Below are 16,207 nucleotides of genomic sequence, written 5' to 3'. Positions count from 1 at the left end.
TTCCGGACCGGAGGCACGCCCCGTGCACGCCGAGGTGCGCCATGAACTTCGAGATCGGCATCTTCTCCCTGGGCGAGGTGGTCCCGGACCCCGTCACGGGCGCCCGCCCCGACAGCCGTCAGCGCCTGCGGGACCTCATCGAGCAGGCCGAGGCCGCGGAGCGCGCCGGGCTCACCGTGATGGGCGTCGGGGAGAACCACGGCACGGACGTGGTGGCCGCCTCCCCCGTGGTGCTGCTGTCCGCGATCGCCGGCCGCACCCACCTCCTGCGGCTCACCACCGCCGTCTCCGTGCTCACGGCCGGGGACCCCGTCCGGCTCTACGAGCAGATCGCCATGCTGGACAACATCTCGGGCGGCCGGGCGGAGCTGATCGTGGGCCGCGGCGCCTCCCGGGCCGTGCGGCAGGCCCTGGGTCTGGCGCAGGATGACCACGACACCGTGTTCGAGGAGAAGCTGCGCCAGCTGCTCCGGGTGCGCGAGACGGACCCCGTGACCCTGGCCGGCCCGCTCCCCCAGCACGGCGTGGACCTCGACCTCAGGCCCCGCCCGCTGCAGCCGTGCCTGCCGATCTGGCTGGGCACCACCGGCACACCGGCCTCCGTGGCCCGCGCCGCGGCCCTGGGACTGCCCCTCGCCCTGCTGCGCACGCACGGCCCGTTCGCCGGGGCCGTGCCCGTCGTCGCCGCCTTCCGGCGGGCCCTCGAGGAGTCCGGCCGGGACGTCCGGACCCCCGTGAGCCTCAGCGTGCCGGGCTTCGTGGCGCGCACCCCGGCGCAGGCCCGGGAGCTCAGCCACCCCTGCTTCGCCGCGGGAGCCCGCAGTCACGGACCGGTCCGCCCGGACGATCCCCGCTGGAGCCGGGAGGAGTACGACCGGGAGTGCGGCCCCGCGGGAACCCTCGTGGTGGGGGACGTGGACGAGGTCGTCACCAAGATCGTGGCGCAGCAGCGCGCGATCGGCCACGAGCGCCTGCTGCTGCGGATGGACGCCGGCGGGCTCCCGCACCACCTGGCGCTGGAGTCGATCACGCTCCTCGGCGCCGAGGTGGCGCCCCGGGTGCGCGCCGTCCTGGGCTGAGACCTGCGGCGGGCCTCAGCCCTGTGCGGGGGACGCCGTGAGCACGACGTTCTTGCCCCACAGGTCCTCGGTGTAGCAGCTGACGATGACCAGCCGGTCCGGCACGATCCGCCAGATGTCGCTGTCCTTCAAGGTGTTCTTGTCGTGGGTGACCACGGAGTCCACCACGTACTCCAGGGTCCCGGTCCCGGTCTCCAGCACGATCTCGCTGCCCACCAGGCCGGGGTCGCTCAGCCGGTTGAAGGGGGCGTCCCGGTCCTCCCAGCTGTGGCCGGTGATGTACGTGGTGTTCTCCGAGCCCTCGCCCGGCATGCCGTAGGGGGTGAGCCAGTAGCCGTCCAGGGTGTCCGGCGGGACCAGCAGCTCGGAGGCCAGCTCCTGCTCGCTGGGCGTCAGCGGCAGGACGGTCACGTCGAACTGGGCGTCCTCGACCGCCAGCCGCACGGGAGCCGCGGCCGCCGGCCGGTCGGCGGTGGCCGCGGGGGACGGCGCGGGCGCCGCCGTCCCGGTGCCGGGCGCCGCCGGAGCGGTCGCCGCCGGGGTGGTCGCCGTCGCGGCCGGCGTGCCGGCCTCGTGGCCCTCCGCCCCCCACAGGTCCGTCAGCAGCACCGCGGACAGGGCGACCACGGCCCCGAGACCGCCGGCGGCGGCCCAGCGCGTGCCCGCGCCACGGCGCGGAGCGGCCTTCGGCCCGGGTGCGTGCATCTGCGGTCCTCGAGGAGTCGGTGCGGGATGTGACGGCGCCCTGGTGCCGCGCGAGCGCGGCACCAGGGCGGTCAGCGGTGGTCGGTCAGGCGCGCCCGCGGCGCATCCGGAAGGCCACGGCCCCGGACACGGCAGCGCCGGCGGCCAGCAGGCCGGCCAGCACACCCGTGCTGAGCCCGCCCTCCTCGGCGGTCTGCATGTTGATGCCCTGGTTCACGCCGGAGTCGGCGCCGGTGCCGGTCCAGTCCTCCGAGTCGCTCCAGTCGCCGGAGCCGGTCCCGTCCCCGCCGGTCCCGGTGCCCAGGACCTCGCAGTTGTTCTGGAACAGCGCCACGAGGTCGGCGCCGTCCTCCATGAAGACTTCGCCCTCCGCGCGGGCCTCCGTGGCGGCGGCCTGGAAGCCGGCGGCGGCCGCGGAGCTGGCCGCGTAGGCCTCGTCCACGGCGGGGTCGTCGGTCGACGCGGCGTAGGACTCCTGCAGGCGCAGGATCTCGGTCCAGGCGGCCCGGGCGCGGTCCATGGTGGCGTCGTTGACGATGGCGTCCTCCAGCACGGCCTGCTGGGTCTGGAGCTGGCTCAGGACCGCCGGGTCCGTGACGAGCGAGTTGAAGTGCGTGCCCGTGTCGTAGAGGTGGTCGGCCGCGGTGACCAGGTTGCTCACCGTGGTGCTCGCGGCGGGGGCCACGCAGGTGTCGGCGTGGGCGGCGGGGGCGCCCAGGAACAGGCCACCGGCCAGGACGGCAGCCGACGAACCCGCGGCCACCCACTTCTTCACAGCAGTCATTTCGGTCTGTCTCCTCAAGTCATTCAGAACCCCGGGCCTGCCCCTGGGGTACCAGCGGGCGGCACGGTCCGTCCCGGCGTCCTCGATGTCGTCCACCGGGGGGAGCGCTGCGGGGTGGGTCGTGCTGCTCGTCATCCGGTGTAGGGGGTCCCGACGTGCCGGCTCGGGGTGTGCTGGCACGTGGCCGGATGATGCTGTCGCCTCAAGCTACAAGGATATTCATGTTCTTAGCAATTGTTAAGGTTGGAACGGCGCGCCGACCTCTTCCGTGTGTCCCCGCATTGGGGGGCCGGAGCCGGGAAGTCGGGCCGACACGCGGTTCTCTCGGCGGGAAGGCGGCCCGGGCCCCGTGGTGCCCGCGGCGACTGCAACGGCGTCCCGCGTCCCGGCGGCGAGGGACCGCTCCGCCGGTCGCGGGCGGCCATGACGAAGGCCCCGGTCCGGGGACCGGGGCCTTCGTCGTGACGCTCGTGGCAGATGAGGGATTCGAACCCCCGTAGGCATTGCCAGCTGATTTACAGTCAGCCCCCTTTGGCCGCTCGGGTAATCTGCCGGGGTGCTGCCGCCGGCCCGTCCGGACCGGTGGTGGCTGCCCCCGCGTGCGGGAGCACTTCAACAGTACAGAACATCCGCCGCGATGCGAAATTGCCGGGACCGGGTCAGGACGCGAGCCGCTGGCAGACCTGCCGGAGGAACTTCTCGGCCTGCTCGGTGGTGATCTCTCCGTGGGTCACGGCCTCCGCGAGGTCCTGGGCGACGCCGAGCAGCCGCTGCGCCGTCTCGAAGTCGATCCGCTCCGGCGCCGCGACCCCCGAGCCGGGGCGCAGCGGGGGCTCCGCCTCACCGCCGGCCGCCGCCGGGCCCAGCCCGATGCCCATCAGCAGGACCGCAGCCAGTGCCGTGGCCGCCACGGCACCGCCGCGCCGGGACCGGCCCGGGGCCGGCGCCACGTCGTCGTGGCCCAGAGGTGTGCTCATGCCGCCATCCTGGGAGACCGACCTGAACGGTTCCTTGGGCGCAGGTCACGAAACGGTGACGGGGCCGCCCGGTAGGCTGGAGCACAGTCCCACGGGCCGCGCACCCCGCCCGTCCACCGCCACAGCACAGGAGACAGCATGGCCAGCGATTCCTCGTTCGACGTCGTCAGCAAGGTCGACAAGCAGGAGGTGTCCAACGCCCTGAACCAGGCCCAGAAGGAGATCGCGCAGCGCTACGACTTCAAGGGCGTGGGCGCCGAGATCGACTTCTCCGGCGAGAAGATCCTCATGAAGGCGAACTCCGAGGAGCGCGTCAACGCGGTCCTCGACGTCTTCCAGTCGAAGCTGGTCAAGCGCGGCATCTCCCTGAAGTCCCTCGACGCCGGGGAGCCCTTCGCCTCCGGCAAGGAGTACCGGATCGAGGCCTCCGTCAAGGAGGGCATCGTCCAGGACCAGGCGAAGAAGATCACCAAGCTCATCCGCGACGAGGGCCCCAAGGGCGTGAAGGCCACCATCCAGGGCGACGAGCTCCGGGTGTCCTCGAAGTCCCGCGACGACCTGCAGGACGTCATCACGCTCCTCAAGGGCTCGGAGCTCGAGGTGGACCTGCAGTTCATCAACTACCGCTGACCCGCCCCGCCGGACAGTCCACGGCTGCGCGGACCGGACGGTGCTACGGGGCGGCGACCTCGCCGACCCAGGCCCCCGCGTAGAACCGGGAGGACCGCGAGTCCAGCAGCTCGGCGTAGGCGTCCGGCTCCAGCGCCTGCGCCGAGCCCTCCGGGATCTCCGACGTGAAGGCGGACACGCCCAGCCCGGCCTCGTGGTCCGCCAGGGTCAGGCCGGCGGCCTCGAGGATCGTGGCGTACATGTTCAGCTGGTCCGCCCGGGGGCGCAGCGTGCTGCTCGCGTCCGCGCCCGGAACCCGGACCCGGTTGAAGATGGTGCGGTTGCCGTGGTGGTCCAGCTGCTCGTGGAAGGCGTCCCCGGCGCTCATGTGCTTGAGGTGGTCGCCCATGATCACCACGGCGGTGTCCTCGAGATAGCCCTTCTCCTCCATGTGGTCCACGAAACCGGCGACCTGGGCCATGGAGCAGGCGAACACGGAGGTGACCTCGTCCCAGGTGTCCACGTCGCAGTAGTCGTAGACGTGCACCGGCTCGTGGGTGTCCAGCGTCAGCACGGAGAGGTTGAACGGCCGGCCGGTCCGCTCCGCCTCGGCGTGCAGCGCGTCGATCTCGTCCGCGGCGTGGGCCATGAGGCGTCCGTCGCTCAGGCCCCAGTCGCCGCGGAAGTTCCGCTCCGGCTCGCCGGCGGCGCGCCAGTCGGAGAGGTCCTTGATCTCCGAGTAGCCGTGGGTGCGCAGGAAGGCGTCCTTCGCGGCGAAGGAGGCGTTGGCGCCGCCCAGGAAGACGCTGGTGTAGCCGTGCTCCTCCAGGACGTCGCCCAGGCAGGGAATTCCCCGCAGGTAGGTGTCGACGTCGCCGCCGAGATCGTTGAGGGCGCCGCTGCCGGCGGCGGAGCCGATGCCCTTCAGCGGGACGCCGCACTGTGTCGAGGTGAGACCGGCCATGGTCCAGCCTCCGCCCTCGTACTGCTGGAAGTCCTCCACGCTCTGCCACCCGTCCGAGGCCCGGGTGACCGCCTTCAGCGGGGCGAACGCGTCCTTCTCGAAGAGCTCGTCGTTCGCGAGAGTGGCCTCGCCGGACTCGAGGTAGATCAGCACCAGGTTCCGCTTCTGCTCGTCACCGGTGACGGTCGGCTCCACGTAGTGGTCGCCGAGGTCGTACTCGGAGTTCCCGGCCCTGATGTAGTCCGCCACGCCCACCGTGGTGGCGAACGCCGTGGTGCCGCCGACGACCACCGCGGCGACCAGGACGGTGGAGACGGTGCGCACGGCCCACCGCGAGCGGCGCGGACGCCGGTCACCGCCGACGCGGCGTCGCCGGCGCCGGGCGTGCTGCCACAGGGCAATCCCGGCGGTGATGAGCAGGGGCAGGACACCGACCCCCAGGATGCCGATCCAGACGATGGGTCCGCCCCCGCCGTCGATCTCCACGGAGACGAGGTTCAGGAGCATCTGGCCCACGGAGATCTCGCCCCAGAAGAACCGGATGCCGGCGGCGGCGATCAGCAGCGCGAGTCCCGCCCAGATCAGGACGTAGACCAGGAGGCGCCCCGCGGCGACGCCGACCCGTCGGATCAGCTGAAGAGTCCGGCCGGACATGGCAACACCTCGCGTTCCGGATGCGCGCGTGCTCGCCGAACACCCTTGACATCCCGCCCGTTCTCGGGCCCGTTGACGACTAGTACCGTTACGTTACCCGTTCACCGGGGGTTCACCCGGTGGTGCCGGTCCGTTCACCCCGGCACGGACGGGGACGCCCCGGGTCCGCCGGACTCCTCGGCCCGCTCCGCCGGCACGCCCCGGCGGTGCACCGGTCCCCGCGACGCGGCTCGGACGAGCCCGTGCTCGTACGCGAAGGCGGCGGCCGCGGTGCGCGTGGGCACGTCGAGCTTGGTGAAGATGTTGGACAGGTGGCGGGAGACCGTCTTCTCGCTCAGGAACAGCTCCGCGGCGATCTCCGGATTGGTCCGGCCGGTCGCCACCAGCCGCAGGACCTCGACCTCCCGGTCCGTGAGGCCGCGCGGCGCGCCCGGACCGAGCAGCCGCCGCGCCTCGGCCTCCCCCGCCGGCGTGCCGAGCTCGTGGAACGCACGCCGCGCCGCGGCCAGCTCGGCGTGCGCCGAGGGCTCGTCCCCGAGCGCGCGCAGGGCGCCGCCGATGAGCAGGCGGCAGCGAGCGATCTCGTACGGGGCCTCGAGCCGGTGCCAGGCGTGCTCCGCCTCGCGCAGCTCGGCCAGCGCGGTGCCCGGCTGCTCTGCTGCCAGCAGCACGCTGCCCCGGGCGTGGTGGGCCATCGCGCTGAGGCCGGGACAGCCGAAGGACGCCGCGACGGACGCCAGCTCCTCGCTCACCGCGTCCGCCTCCTCGACGAGCCCGGTGCCCACCAGGATCTCGACGGCGGCCGGCAGCAGCTGGGAGCGGTGCACGGGATCGCGCGGCTCGGCGAGCAGCCGCCGGATCGCCGCCAGGGCGTCGGCGGTGCGGCCCCGGGCCAGCCACAGCAGGGCCAGCCCAGGCTGCGGCTCGTGCCCGAAGCCGATGGCCCGTTCGTAGGCGTCGTGGGCGCCCGTCAGGTCGCCGAGCAGGCACAGCACGCCGCCGCACTCGGCCATGGCGAGTCCGGCCGGGGCCGGGGTCCCGGCCCGCTCGTAGCGCTCCACGGCCAGCTCGAACTCCTCGACGGCCTCGCGGAAGGCGCCCCGCAGACGCATGATCTGGCCCCGGTGGACCGCGCACTGACCGGTGAACGCCACGAGACCGGGCTGGCCCTCGATCCAGGCCGTCAGCGCGGCGGTCCACTCGGCGGCCCGGCCGAAGTCGGAGACCTCCTGACACGCCTCGACGAGCGAGCAGTACGTCTCCCCCGCCACGACCGGGGAGACGTCCCCGGTGGAGATGCCGATCATCGCCTCGTCGAGCAGGGCGAGCCCCTCCGGGACGTGCCCGGAGTACAGCAGCAGCCGCCCCTGGGCGTTGAGACCAGTGGCCAGCAGGTCCGCGTCGTCGAACCGGCGGCCGTAGTCGGTGATCTCCAGCGCCAGCCGGTGCGCCTGTTCGTACTCCCGGGCGACGATGTGCCGGAGCAGCACGGGGACGAGGACGTGGCCCCGCTCGACCAGGTCGCCGTCCACGCCCGCGAGCATGCGCTGGGCCCGCGCCACCCATCCGCCGGCGACGGCGCCCTCACCGCTGGTGAGCAGCACCGTCGCCAGCCGGACGGCGCACCGGACGGCCGCCGGCGTCTCACCGGCGGCCGCGTGCGCGGTGTAGGCCCGCTGCAGGGCCTGGATGCAGTCGTTCCGCCGGCCGAGGAGGTGGGCCGTCGTGGCGAGCCGGGCGAAGTCCTGGGCGGGCACGGACGCGTCCTCGGCGCCGGAGAGCGCGTCATAGGCCGTCACCCATTCGCGGCGCTCGAACGCCTGCCGTGCTCTGGCGAGATCCTCGAGGACTCCCATGTGCACCTCCCCCGCTCCTCGAGGATAGCGCGCGCGGGTGGCCGGACGAGGGCCGCTCCTGGTGGCGGGACGCCCTCCGCGCGATGTGCCGGGCGACGTGCTCCGCGTCCCGGCCGATCCCGGGCAGGAGCATGGAGCTGAAGGAGTACTGGAAGCTCAGCCCGCAGAAGTACAGGCCCGGGGCGTCCTCCACGACTCCGCGGAACTCCCGGGGCCATCCGTCCTCCTGGAACACGTCCAGGTGGATCCAGCCGAACCGCTGCCCGAAGCCGGTGCACCAGACCACGTTCTGCACGTCCACCCGCCGGTCCCCCACCACGGGCAGGCCGTCCGCGACCCCGGTGACCCGCTCCGTGAGCCGTTCCACCCCGCGCTCCCGCAGGTCCTCCCGCTTCACCCGCAGCATCGGGGCCCCGTGGAACCGTGCGTGCGCCATCACCTTGCGCCCGATCGGCGTGCGGCGGGTGAGCACGTGCCGCCACGCGAACATCAGCACCGGGAAGACCGTGCGGATCCGGCGGGAGTCGAAGCGCACGGGGAACTGGCCCGGGTCGCGGCCGCAGAGGACGGTCTCGTGGGTGAGCGCGAGCTCGTACGCGATGTCCGTGCCCGAGTGGGAGGCGCCGACCACGAGCACCCTCCCGGGCCTCAGCTGATCGGGCCGGCGGTACGCGCTCGAGTGCAGCTGGGTGATCGAGGGGTCCAGGTCAGCGGCGACGGACGGGACGTACGGAGTGCGGCCGAACGTGCCTGTCGCCACGACCACGTTGTCACAGGTGATCGTGTCCGCGCCCAGGTCCACCGCGTGGCCACCGCCCGGGCGGGCCCGTACGGCGTCGACGGTGGTGCTCGTGCGCACGGGCAGGTCCTTGTGGAGGGTGAAGCTCTCGAGGTAGGCGGCGACATCGTCCTTGCCCGGATAGGACCAGGGCTCCTGCGGGAAGGGCAGGCCGGGCAGTCCGTCGTACTTGGCCGGGGTGTAGAGCCGGAGGCTGTCCCACTGGTTCCGCCAGTGGTCCCCCACCCGGCCCTCGGCGTCCACGATCAGGAACGGCCGGCCGAGCCGCTGCAAGGAGCTCCCCGTGGCGAGGCCGGCCTGGCCGGCGCCGATGATGAGCGTTTCGATGTGCTGGGTGTTCATGACCGGGACCTCCGTGGACCTGCTGGGACAGCACCAGGCTAGGAAGCCGGCGGTCCGGGCCGCATCGAGAGGATGCCGCAGGGGCCGGCCGCCCGGCATGGGTCGATCACCCCATGCCGGGCGGCCCCGCGGGGCGCGGTCAGCGGCGGCCGATCCCGGCCATGCCCTCGAGCCGTGCCACCCGGTCCGCGGTCGGCGGGTGGGTGCGGAACAGGCTCGCCGCGCCGCCCCGGAACGGGTTGGCGATCATCAGGTGCGAGGTGTTGACGAGCTTCTGGTCGGCGGGGTCCAGCGGCCGGGCGTTCGTGCCCATCTCGATCTTCCGCAGGGCGGAGGCCAGGGCCAGCGGGTCCCCCGTGAGCTGCGCACCGTCCTCGTCGGCGTCGTACTCGCGGGTGCGCGAGACCGCGAGCTGGATGACGGTCGCGGCGAGGGGCGCCAGGAAGGCCAGGAGCAGCCCGACGAGGGGGTTGCCGCGGTCGCCGTCCCGGCCGCCGCCGAAGATGGCCGTGAACTGGAGGAACTGCGCGGCCGAGGTGATGATGCCGGCCACGGCGGCGGCGATCGAGGACGTGAGGATGTCCCGGTTGTAGACGTGCATCAGCTCGTGGCCGAGCACGCCCCGCAGCTCGCGCTCGTCGAGCATCTGGAGGATGCCCTCCGTCACGCAGACCGCGGAGTTCTCCGGGTTCCGCCCGGTGGCGAAGGCGTTGGGGCTCATCGTCGGCGCGATGAACAAGCGGGGCATCGGCTGGTTCGCCCGCTGCGACAGCTCCCGCACGATGCGGTAGTACCCCGGCGCCTGCTGCTCGGTGACCGGGATGGCCCGCATGGAGCGCAGTGCGAGCTTGTCGCTGTTCCAGTAGCTGTACGCCGTGGACGCCAGGCCGATCAGGGCGAAGACCCAGATGAAGACGCTGCTGCCCGTACCGCTCGCCACGAACCAGCCGATGGCCAGCAGCACCGCCCACAAGCCGCCGAGGAGCAGGACGGTCTTGAGTCCGTTGTTGTGGTGGTGCATCGCGGCTGCGGCTCCTTCGTCAGGGGGGAGTGGGTCTTCCGCTGAGCACAACCTCGCCGGCGGCGTCCGTCTTCCCGTCCCGGGGGACGCGCAGGGATCTCCCAGCGTGCCCGGGGCATCCTCGTGCTCCGTCCCGGAACGGTCCGCGATCAGCTGCCCGGCGCCGGGTCGGCTGCTCCGGTCGCCCCGGTGGCCGGGGTCGTGGTCCCGGGCGCGGGCGCTCCGGTCGCCGGAGCACCGGTCGCCGGGGCGGCCGGAGCCTCGGACCCGGGCGCCTCCGGCACCGGGGTGCCGGGCGCGGGCGCTCCGGTCGCCGGGGCGACGGGAGCCGGGACCCCGGTCGCAGGGGCCTCGCTCACCGGGTCGGCAGGAGCCGGGGCCCCGGTCGCCGGGTCCGCAGGAGCCGGAGCCTCGGTCACCGGAGTCTCGGTCGCCGGAGTTCCGGGCCCCGCCGGCCCCGGCGCGGGAGTCTCTGCCGCGGGCTCCTCGGGCGCAGGCGTCCCTGGGGCCGGCGGCTGCTCCCGGGGAGGGTCCCCGGCCGGGGAGCCGCCGGCGTCCAGGGGCGGGACCGGGGCGCCGGCCCCGCCTCCGGCAACGGATGTGCCGCCGCCGTCCGAGGACGCCGTCCCCGGGGACCCTGCCGCCGGGCGCTGTGCGCCCGGCGCCGCGGGACGCGGCGCACGGCCGTCGTCCGGGGCGCTCCGCTGCGTCCGGGGCTCCGCCTGCGTGCCGGGGCCGGCCGGCGCGCCGGGGTCGGCGCCGTCCTGGCCGCCCCCGGAGGCCCGTCCCGCCGCCGCGGCGGCCGTGATGATCGTGCCGCTGCTCGCGCGCGCGGTTCGCGCCTCGGCCGCGGCCTCAGTCAGGGGGCCGGGCGACGGCTCGGCGGTCGGCAGGGACAGCATCCCGCCGGCACGCCCCGGCACCGCGGCACCGGGGGCCCGGGCCGCGGTGGCCGCGCCGTCATCGGCCCCCGGGGTCGTGGCGGGCGCGGAGGAGGCTGTGGCGCCGGGAGCGCCGGCGCCGCCGGCGCTCCCGGCGGCCTGCGTCGTCCCGTCGCCGAGACCGCCGGAGCCCGTCGCGGCCACTCCGGCGAGCGCCGCGGCGGCCGCCAGGGCGCCGGCCCCGAGCAGCACCTTCCGGCCCCGCCGGGAGACGTGGACGGCGGCGAGGGCTCCGCCGGCCACGTCGGTGCCCGGAGCCGCGCCCAGGCGTCCGGCGCTCATCCGTCCCGCGGCCCGGACCAGCTCCACGAGCTCGTCGGTCCGGGTGTCCCACAGCGGCACGCCGGCGAGCACGGGCAGCAGCCAGCCGCGCAGGCCCGCTTCGGTGTCCTGCAGATAGAGGTGGTCGGCGGTGCAGCGAGGGCACTCCTCGAGATGGGACCGCACGGCCTGCGCCCGTTCGGCGGGCAGGCCGCCGTCGGCGAAGGCGCCGAGATCGGCCGCGCAGTCGGCACAGCCGGGCAGAGCGGGGAGGTCCTGCCGGGCCCGACGGTAGGCGGCCCGCAGCCCGGCGCGCGCCTCGAGGTGCAGCGCGGTGGTGGCGGCCGGGCTCAGCCCGAGCACCGCGGCCGTCCGCTCGAGCTCGAGGGCCTCGATCTCGAGGTGCCACAGCACGGCCTGCCAGGACGCCGGGAGGCCGAGGTAGACGCTGGTCACGCTCTCGGCCGCGTGCTCCTGCTCCACGCCGGCCCGGCCGACGACGGCCACCAGCCGTGCCCGCAGGAAGACGCCCGGCCCGTCCTCGCCGCCGGCTCCCTCGTCGAGCTCGGCGAGGACCTGGTCGAAGGCCGTGCCCGCCAGCTGCTCCGCGTCCTGGCGGCTCGGTGTGTGGAGGCGGGCCACGACCACGGCGGTGTGCCAGTGCCGGTCCCGGAGGTCCGGGAAGGCGTCGGGGCGCTGCGCCCGCACCGCGGCGAGCAGCTCCTCGTCGGTGCGCGGCGTGCGCCCCTGGGCGAGCGGCTCGGTCGTGCGCGTCATGGGATCTCCGTGGGTCTCGGGAACGCTCGGTCACCTTGCGGTGCGGGCGACCCGGGAGCGGCGCCGCGAGGCCGCGGCCCCGACGATCACGATGACGACGCGCACGCCGACGGCGCGCGGTTCCTGACTGTGGACCCCCCGGTCCCCCGGTCCCATGGTAGAGCGCCGCGGCGGAGGGCGGCACGGCGGCCCGTCACGACCCGTTCCCGTTCGTAACACTGACCACCGGAGGATGCCGGGGCGCCGGCGGGGACCTGCGCTCAGCGGTGCGAGCGGCCCTCTCCCCGGTCGGAGCCGCCGTGACCACCGGGCCGGCCGTGCTGCTCCCGGTGCTGGTCCCGGCCCTGACGCCCGGCCTTGCCCCGGCCCTCGCGCCGGTCGTCGTCCCAGCTCCGCTCGCGGTGCCACTGCTGGCGCTCGTCGTGGCGCCCTCCGCGGGCGCCGGTCTCCGCGTGCGCGTGCTGACGCCCGGCCCGGGGAGCGGTCCCCGTGCGCGCCGGGTCGCTCGGCGGCGCGCTCGTCCGGGCCGGGGGCGCCGGAGCCCTGAGCGGCGCGGGGCTGGCCTTCGCGCTCGGCAGGGAGCTCACCGAAGGGGCCGGCGCCGGCGCGGCCGCCTTCCGCGCCGGAGCGGGAGCGGCCGAGGGCGCCTCGGTCCGGCGCGCCGACGGCGCACCGGCCGCAGAGCCCCCGGCGGCCGAGTCCCCGGCGGCCCGGTCCTGGGCACCCGGGTCCTGGGCGCCCGGGTCCTGGGCGGAGCCGCCCGCGGCCGCGGCGCCGGACGCCGGGGCCTCTGCGGCCCCGCCCCCGTCGCGCCCGGGCGCCGAGCCCTCCCCGACGGCTCCCGGCAGGGACTCCCGGTCCCCCGCCGAGGGGCCCGTGGCCGCCTCGGCGCCGCCGGCCTCTGCGGCTCCCGCTGCGCCGGTGCCGCGGCCGGCCACGGTGCCCGCCTCGCCGGTCCCGCGGTCGGCCACGGCGACCAGGGCGGCGGCCTCCGGCGCCCCGGCCGGGACGTCGAGCGGACCGGCCCCGGGCTCCCCCGCCTCGACCGAGCCCCGTTCACGCTCCGGCCCGGAGTCACCGGCCTCCTCGTCGTCGGTCCGTGCGTCCCGGGCCGCGGAGTCCTCCGCGCTCGAGCGCTCGAGGTCCTCGGCGGTGCGCGGCGCCTGCTCGGCGGCCAGGCCGCCCGCCGCGGGCACCGGGTCCCCGCCGCCGGACACGCCCACCGCGGCGACCGCCACGGCGGTCGCCAGGGCACCGGCGCCGAGGAGGACCTTCGTCCTGCGGCCGGACCACGCAGAGGTGCCCTCCGCCTCGTCCGGACGGTCAGCGGCGGTGCCCGCCCCGGCCGCACCTGTCCCGGCGACGGCGGCGGTCCGCGCACCGATCCCGGCGGCGCCCGTGCCGGCTGCTGCCGCCGCGGCACCGCCGGTCCCGGCCCCGGCGACGACGGTGGCGAGCTCGAGGGCCTCGGTGCCCCACAGCGGCAGGCCGGCCAGCACGGGCAGCGTCCACGTGCGCAGGCCCGTCCCGACGTCCTGACGGCTCAGGTACTCGGCGGTGCAGCGGGCGCACCCGTCCAGGTGGGCCTTGACGTCGTGCCGGCTCCGCTGCCCGCGGGTGCCCCGGACGAAGTGGGCGAGCTCCCCGGAGAACTCCGCGCAGTCCTGCCCCGCCGCACGCTCCGACGCCGCCCGGGCGTAGAGCCCGCGGAGCCCCCGGACCATGTCGCGGTGCAGGCCGGCGGCCGCGACCGCACCGAGCCCCAGGGCCGCCGCGGCCCGGCGCGGGCTGTGGCCCAGCACCTCGGTGCGCCAGAGGAAGCCCTGCCACTCGGCGGGCAGACCGCTGAAGACCCGGACCAGGGAAGCGGGGTCGGAGGGGTCGTCCGGCAGCGCGACCGGCCGCGTGCCGCCGTCGGCCTCCCGCCCGACCATCCACACGACGAAGGCGCCGAGGAAGGCGCGCGGTCCGCCGCCCTCGCGGACGATCCGCTCGATCCGCTCGAAGGCCGCCGCGGCGAGGCGCTCGGACTCCTCCTCGCTGCCGGTCCGCGACCGCGCCACGGCGAGGGCCGTGCCGTGGTACCGCTCCCGCAGCGCCCGGAAGGCCTCGGCGTCCCCCGAGTGGGCGGCGTCGAGGAGGACGTCGTCGCGGGAGGTCCCCGATCCGCCGGTGGGGCCGTGCGAGCGGGCGTGGGCAGGACGCGTCATGTCTGTACTCCGTGGTGGTCGCGGGCGATCGGGAGGACAGAGCGAAGAAAGAGCTCCGGAATCGTCCCGGCCGGCTCGCAGGCGCGCACGCCTCGACGACAGCGCCGGACCCCCGTCCCCCGCGCACATCGTAAGCCCTGGTCAGAGACGGGTGAAAGGTCGTGCCGACGCCGCGCGACCAGAACCGTCACGGACGATCGGCCGGTGCGGACGCCGTCCGGGCACGCCCGCCCCACTATTGTGAGTCCATCGTGATAACGCTACTCTGGAGGGATGCAGACAACGGATCGCCCCGCACCGGACGCCGCCCGGGCCGCCGCGTGGTCGGACCTGCTGCGCTCCCACGGCCGCCGCGTCACCAAGCAGCGGCTGGCCGTCCTCGACGCGGTGGACCGCCACCCGCACTCCACCGCCGAGGAAGTCCTCGCCGAGGTCCGCACGGCGCTGCCGGCGATCACGCTCCAGTCCGTCTACGTGGTCCTCTCCGACCTCACGGCCGTGGGCATGCTCCGCAAGTTCGAGCCGCCCGCGTCGCCCGCCCTGTACGAGACCCGTACCGGGGACAACCACCACCACGCGTACTGCGTGCGCTGCGGAACGGTCGCCGACGTCGACTGCGCCGTCGGCCACACCCCGTGCCTCACGCCCTCCGAGCACCACGGCATGCAGCTGCTCGCCGCCGACGTGGTCTACCAGGGCATCTGCGCCGACTGCCTCGCGGCGGGACCGGCCTCCCCGCGGCCCGCCCCCGCCGCGGGCTGAACGGCCCGTCCCGGGCTCAGGCCCCGGCCGGACCCGGCGCGCCCGCCCCGCCGGGCGCCCCGGGCCCCTGCTCCTCCGTCGCCCGTTCCTGCCCGGCCTGCTCCTTCTCCACGAGGGCCAGGAGCTCGCGGAGCTGTTCGGCGGTCAGCGTGGCCACCGGGGGGTGCGCGTTGATGCTGACCTTCCGCGCCCCGGCGTCGAGGGCGAAGCGCAGCGCCTGGCGGGCCGGCGCGGAGCGGACCTCGAGCGTGCTGTCCAGCACGGCGATCTCGGCCGCGGACGTGAACAGCATCAGGGTGTCCGGTGCGGCGCCCTCCTCCTGCGGCTTCGCGTAGACGGGCACGGCCCGTCCGTCCTGCACGCGGGCCCCGAGCAGCAGCACCGCCTCCGGGGCCAGGAGCCCGGCGAGCAGCTGGGACATGTTGTTCTCCAGCATGGCGGTCTTCACGGCGTCGTTGCGCGGGGCCCGCATGGCCCACTCCACCTGGGGACGGCCGATCCGGCAGCCCTGCCGGGCCGGGTCGATGACCAGGTGGTCGTACTGCGGGTCGTCCGCGAGCATCTTCAGCACCTTGACGGCGGACTCGCGCAGCAGCACCGGTCTCCCGCCGTCCGGGTGGTGGCGGTCGAACATGGCCTGGGCCTCGGCCGCCGACGTGTACACGGCCAGCGAGCGCGTGCCGTCGGGCTCCCCCAGCGTCTGGACGCGCAGGGTCGACTCCGGCCCCACGGCCTGCCCGTCCGGGCCTTCCACGAGGTCGCTCGCGGTGACGTCCAGCAGCAGGGAGCCCGCCATGCACTGACGGAGCACCTCGATCATGGCCGTGTTGTCGGGGGCGCTCGCGAACCGGTCGACGGCCGCCCGGACCAGGGGGTGGACGACGCCTCCGGTGTCGTCCTGCTGCTCGGCGTCCGCCGGGAGGACGGGCAGCTCGACGCCGTCCCGCGCGGCGAGCTCGGCGGCCCACGCCGGGATCCGGGCGCGGGTGCGGGGGAAGCGCTCGAGGTGCGCCAGGACGTCCTGGCCCGTGAAGGGGCCCTCGGTCCCCCACTGGCGGGGCTCGCCGTCGAGGTCGTAGGTCCCCCCGATCCGGTGGGTCGGCTCGGGCCAGCCCTCGGCGAGGATCACGACCGTGGCGGTGAACCACGTCCCGCGCCCCGGGACGTGGACGCTCTCGCGCAGCTGCTCGACGGCGGGGATGACGGCGCTGTCCTCCTTGATGGGACCGGCGGTGCCGGGCACCACCTCCTGGCCCCGCTGCTCGCGCACGCGCAGGTGCACCCGTCCCCCCTGGACCTTCAAGTCCACGACCATCCGGTCCCAGCCCGGCTCCGCGCGCAGCACGGAGAGCACCCACGAGCCGATGGTGTTCAGCAGCTCCTGCCGTGCGGGTCCGGGGGTCGGGGTGGCGGGGGTCTCGCTCATGCGGTGGCTCGTTCCCGGCCCGCGAGGGGGCCTGCTCGGA

General features: G+C 75.3%; 13 protein-coding genes and 1 tRNA gene. 3 read left to right on the top strand and 11 right to left on the bottom strand.

The features are described 5' to 3' along the window. The first annotated feature begins 41 nt into the window (after positions 1–41). Positions 42–1,079 (top strand): LLM class flavin-dependent oxidoreductase, encoded by a 1,038-nt coding sequence (locus ACPYN7_RS00870; protein ID WP_424346419.1) that lies wholly within the window; start codon positions 42–44, stop codon positions 1,077–1,079. Between the two features lie 15 nt (positions 1,080–1,094). Here the strand turns inward: ACPYN7_RS00870 and ACPYN7_RS00865 are convergent, their stop codons facing one another. From ACPYN7_RS00865 to ACPYN7_RS00850, 4 genes are all read right to left on the bottom strand, one after another. Further along, positions 1,095–1,784: a class F sortase gene (locus tag ACPYN7_RS00865; protein ID WP_058872472.1), complete on the bottom strand. Its 690-nt coding sequence runs from the start codon at positions 1,782–1,784 to the stop codon at positions 1,095–1,097. Positions 1,785–1,869: 85 nt separating this feature from the next. After that, the gene (locus ACPYN7_RS00860) at positions 1,870–2,568 is read right to left on the bottom strand and encodes a hypothetical protein (protein ID WP_424346418.1); all 699 of its coding nucleotides are present in this window, start codon (positions 2,566–2,568) and stop codon (positions 1,870–1,872) included. A 471-nt stretch (positions 2,569–3,039) separates the two neighbouring features. Then, positions 3,040–3,121: transfer RNA gene (locus tag ACPYN7_RS00855), tRNA-Tyr, on the bottom strand. A gap of 106 nt (positions 3,122–3,227) precedes the next feature. Next, positions 3,228–3,545, bottom strand: a complete 318-nt coding sequence (locus ACPYN7_RS00850) for a hypothetical protein (RefSeq protein ID WP_424346417.1) — start codon at positions 3,543–3,545, stop codon at positions 3,228–3,230. Positions 3,546–3,683: 138 nt separating this feature from the next. On the opposite strand from ACPYN7_RS00850, the gene ACPYN7_RS00845 reads away from it, so the two are divergent. Beyond that, on the top strand, positions 3,684–4,175 hold the full coding sequence (locus ACPYN7_RS00845) for a YajQ family cyclic di-GMP-binding protein (RefSeq protein ID WP_058872469.1): 492 nt from the start codon (positions 3,684–3,686) through the stop codon (positions 4,173–4,175). Positions 4,176–4,218: 43 nt separating this feature from the next. On the opposite strand, the gene ACPYN7_RS00840 is transcribed toward ACPYN7_RS00845, so the two are convergent. The 6 genes from ACPYN7_RS00840 to ACPYN7_RS00815 all read right to left on the bottom strand — a co-directional run bounded on the left by ACPYN7_RS00840 (position 4,219) and on the right by ACPYN7_RS00815 (position 13,979). Beyond that, entirely contained in the window at positions 4,219–5,772 is a 1,554-nt protein-coding gene (locus ACPYN7_RS00840; protein WP_424346416.1) for an LTA synthase family protein, read from the bottom strand. Between the two features lie 134 nt (positions 5,773–5,906). Further along, positions 5,907–7,628 carry a LuxR C-terminal-related transcriptional regulator gene (locus tag ACPYN7_RS00835; protein WP_424346415.1) on the bottom strand — a complete coding sequence of 574 codons (1,722 nt, stop codon included), beginning with the start codon at positions 7,626–7,628 and terminating at the stop codon, positions 5,907–5,909. After that, positions 7,558–8,769 (bottom strand): flavin-containing monooxygenase, encoded by a 1,212-nt coding sequence (locus ACPYN7_RS00830; RefSeq protein WP_424346414.1) that lies wholly within the window; start codon positions 8,767–8,769, stop codon positions 7,558–7,560. Before ACPYN7_RS00830 ends, ACPYN7_RS00835 begins: the two co-directional genes overlap by 71 nt. A 139-nt stretch (positions 8,770–8,908) precedes the next feature. Next, entirely contained in the window at positions 8,909–9,790 is an 882-nt protein-coding gene (gene htpX / locus ACPYN7_RS00825; protein ID WP_058872467.1) for a zinc metalloprotease HtpX, read from the bottom strand. Between the two features lie 149 nt (positions 9,791–9,939). Then, positions 9,940–11,769, bottom strand: a complete 1,830-nt coding sequence (locus ACPYN7_RS00820) for a zf-HC2 domain-containing protein (protein WP_424346413.1) — start codon at positions 11,767–11,769, stop codon at positions 9,940–9,942. 260 nt (positions 11,770–12,029) lie between these two features. Continuing rightward, positions 12,030–13,979: a hypothetical protein gene (locus ACPYN7_RS00815; RefSeq protein ID WP_424346412.1), complete on the bottom strand. Its 1,950-nt coding sequence runs from the start codon at positions 13,977–13,979 to the stop codon at positions 12,030–12,032. Positions 13,980–14,252: 273 nt separating this feature from the next. On the opposite strand from ACPYN7_RS00815, the gene ACPYN7_RS00810 reads away from it, so the two are divergent. Next, entirely contained in the window at positions 14,253–14,741 is a 489-nt protein-coding gene (locus ACPYN7_RS00810; protein WP_368824799.1) for a Fur family transcriptional regulator, read from the top strand. 16 nt (positions 14,742–14,757) lie between these two features. On the opposite strand, the gene ACPYN7_RS00805 is transcribed toward ACPYN7_RS00810, so the two are convergent. Next, complete coding sequence (locus tag ACPYN7_RS00805; protein ID WP_082696876.1) at positions 14,758–16,167, bottom strand: SseB family protein; 1,410 nt, start codon at positions 16,165–16,167, stop codon at positions 14,758–14,760. Between the last annotated feature and the right edge of the window lie 40 nt (positions 16,168–16,207).

Source organism: Kocuria sp. CH-021 (genome assembly GCF_049716185.1).
Lineage (GTDB): Bacteria > Actinomycetota > Actinomycetes > Actinomycetales > Micrococcaceae > Kocuria > Kocuria cellulosilytica.
This window is presented reverse-complemented; position numbering and strand designations above follow the sequence as displayed.

Coding starts and splice junctions, on each gene's coding strand:
- ACPYN7_RS00870 (WP_424346419.1), top strand. CDS start 42: ATGAACTTCGAGATCGGCATCTTCTCCCTGGGCGAGGTGGTCCCGGAC.
- ACPYN7_RS00830 (WP_424346414.1), bottom strand. CDS start 8,769: ATGAACACCCAGCACATCGAAACGCTCATCATCGGCGCCGGCCAGGCC.
- ACPYN7_RS00835 (WP_424346415.1), bottom strand. CDS start 7,628: ATGGGAGTCCTCGAGGATCTCGCCAGAGCACGGCAGGCGTTCGAGCGC.
- ACPYN7_RS00815 (WP_424346412.1), bottom strand. CDS start 13,979: ATGACGCGTCCTGCCCACGCCCGCTCGCACGGCCCCACCGGCGGATCG.
- htpX (WP_058872467.1), bottom strand. CDS start 9,790: ATGCACCACCACAACAACGGACTCAAGACCGTCCTGCTCCTCGGCGGC.
- ACPYN7_RS00810 (WP_368824799.1), top strand. CDS start 14,253: ATGCAGACAACGGATCGCCCCGCACCGGACGCCGCCCGGGCCGCCGCG.
- ACPYN7_RS00850 (WP_424346417.1), bottom strand. CDS start 3,545: ATGAGCACACCTCTGGGCCACGACGACGTGGCGCCGGCCCCGGGCCGG.
- ACPYN7_RS00845 (WP_058872469.1), top strand. CDS start 3,684: ATGGCCAGCGATTCCTCGTTCGACGTCGTCAGCAAGGTCGACAAGCAG.
- ACPYN7_RS00865 (WP_058872472.1), bottom strand. CDS start 1,784: ATGCACGCACCCGGGCCGAAGGCCGCTCCGCGCCGTGGCGCGGGCACG.
- ACPYN7_RS00805 (WP_082696876.1), bottom strand. CDS start 16,167: ATGAGCGAGACCCCCGCCACCCCGACCCCCGGACCCGCACGGCAGGAG.
- ACPYN7_RS00820 (WP_424346413.1), bottom strand. CDS start 11,769: ATGACGCGCACGACCGAGCCGCTCGCCCAGGGGCGCACGCCGCGCACC.
- ACPYN7_RS00840 (WP_424346416.1), bottom strand. CDS start 5,772: ATGTCCGGCCGGACTCTTCAGCTGATCCGACGGGTCGGCGTCGCCGCG.
- ACPYN7_RS00860 (WP_424346418.1), bottom strand. CDS start 2,568: ATGACTGCTGTGAAGAAGTGGGTGGCCGCGGGTTCGTCGGCTGCCGTC.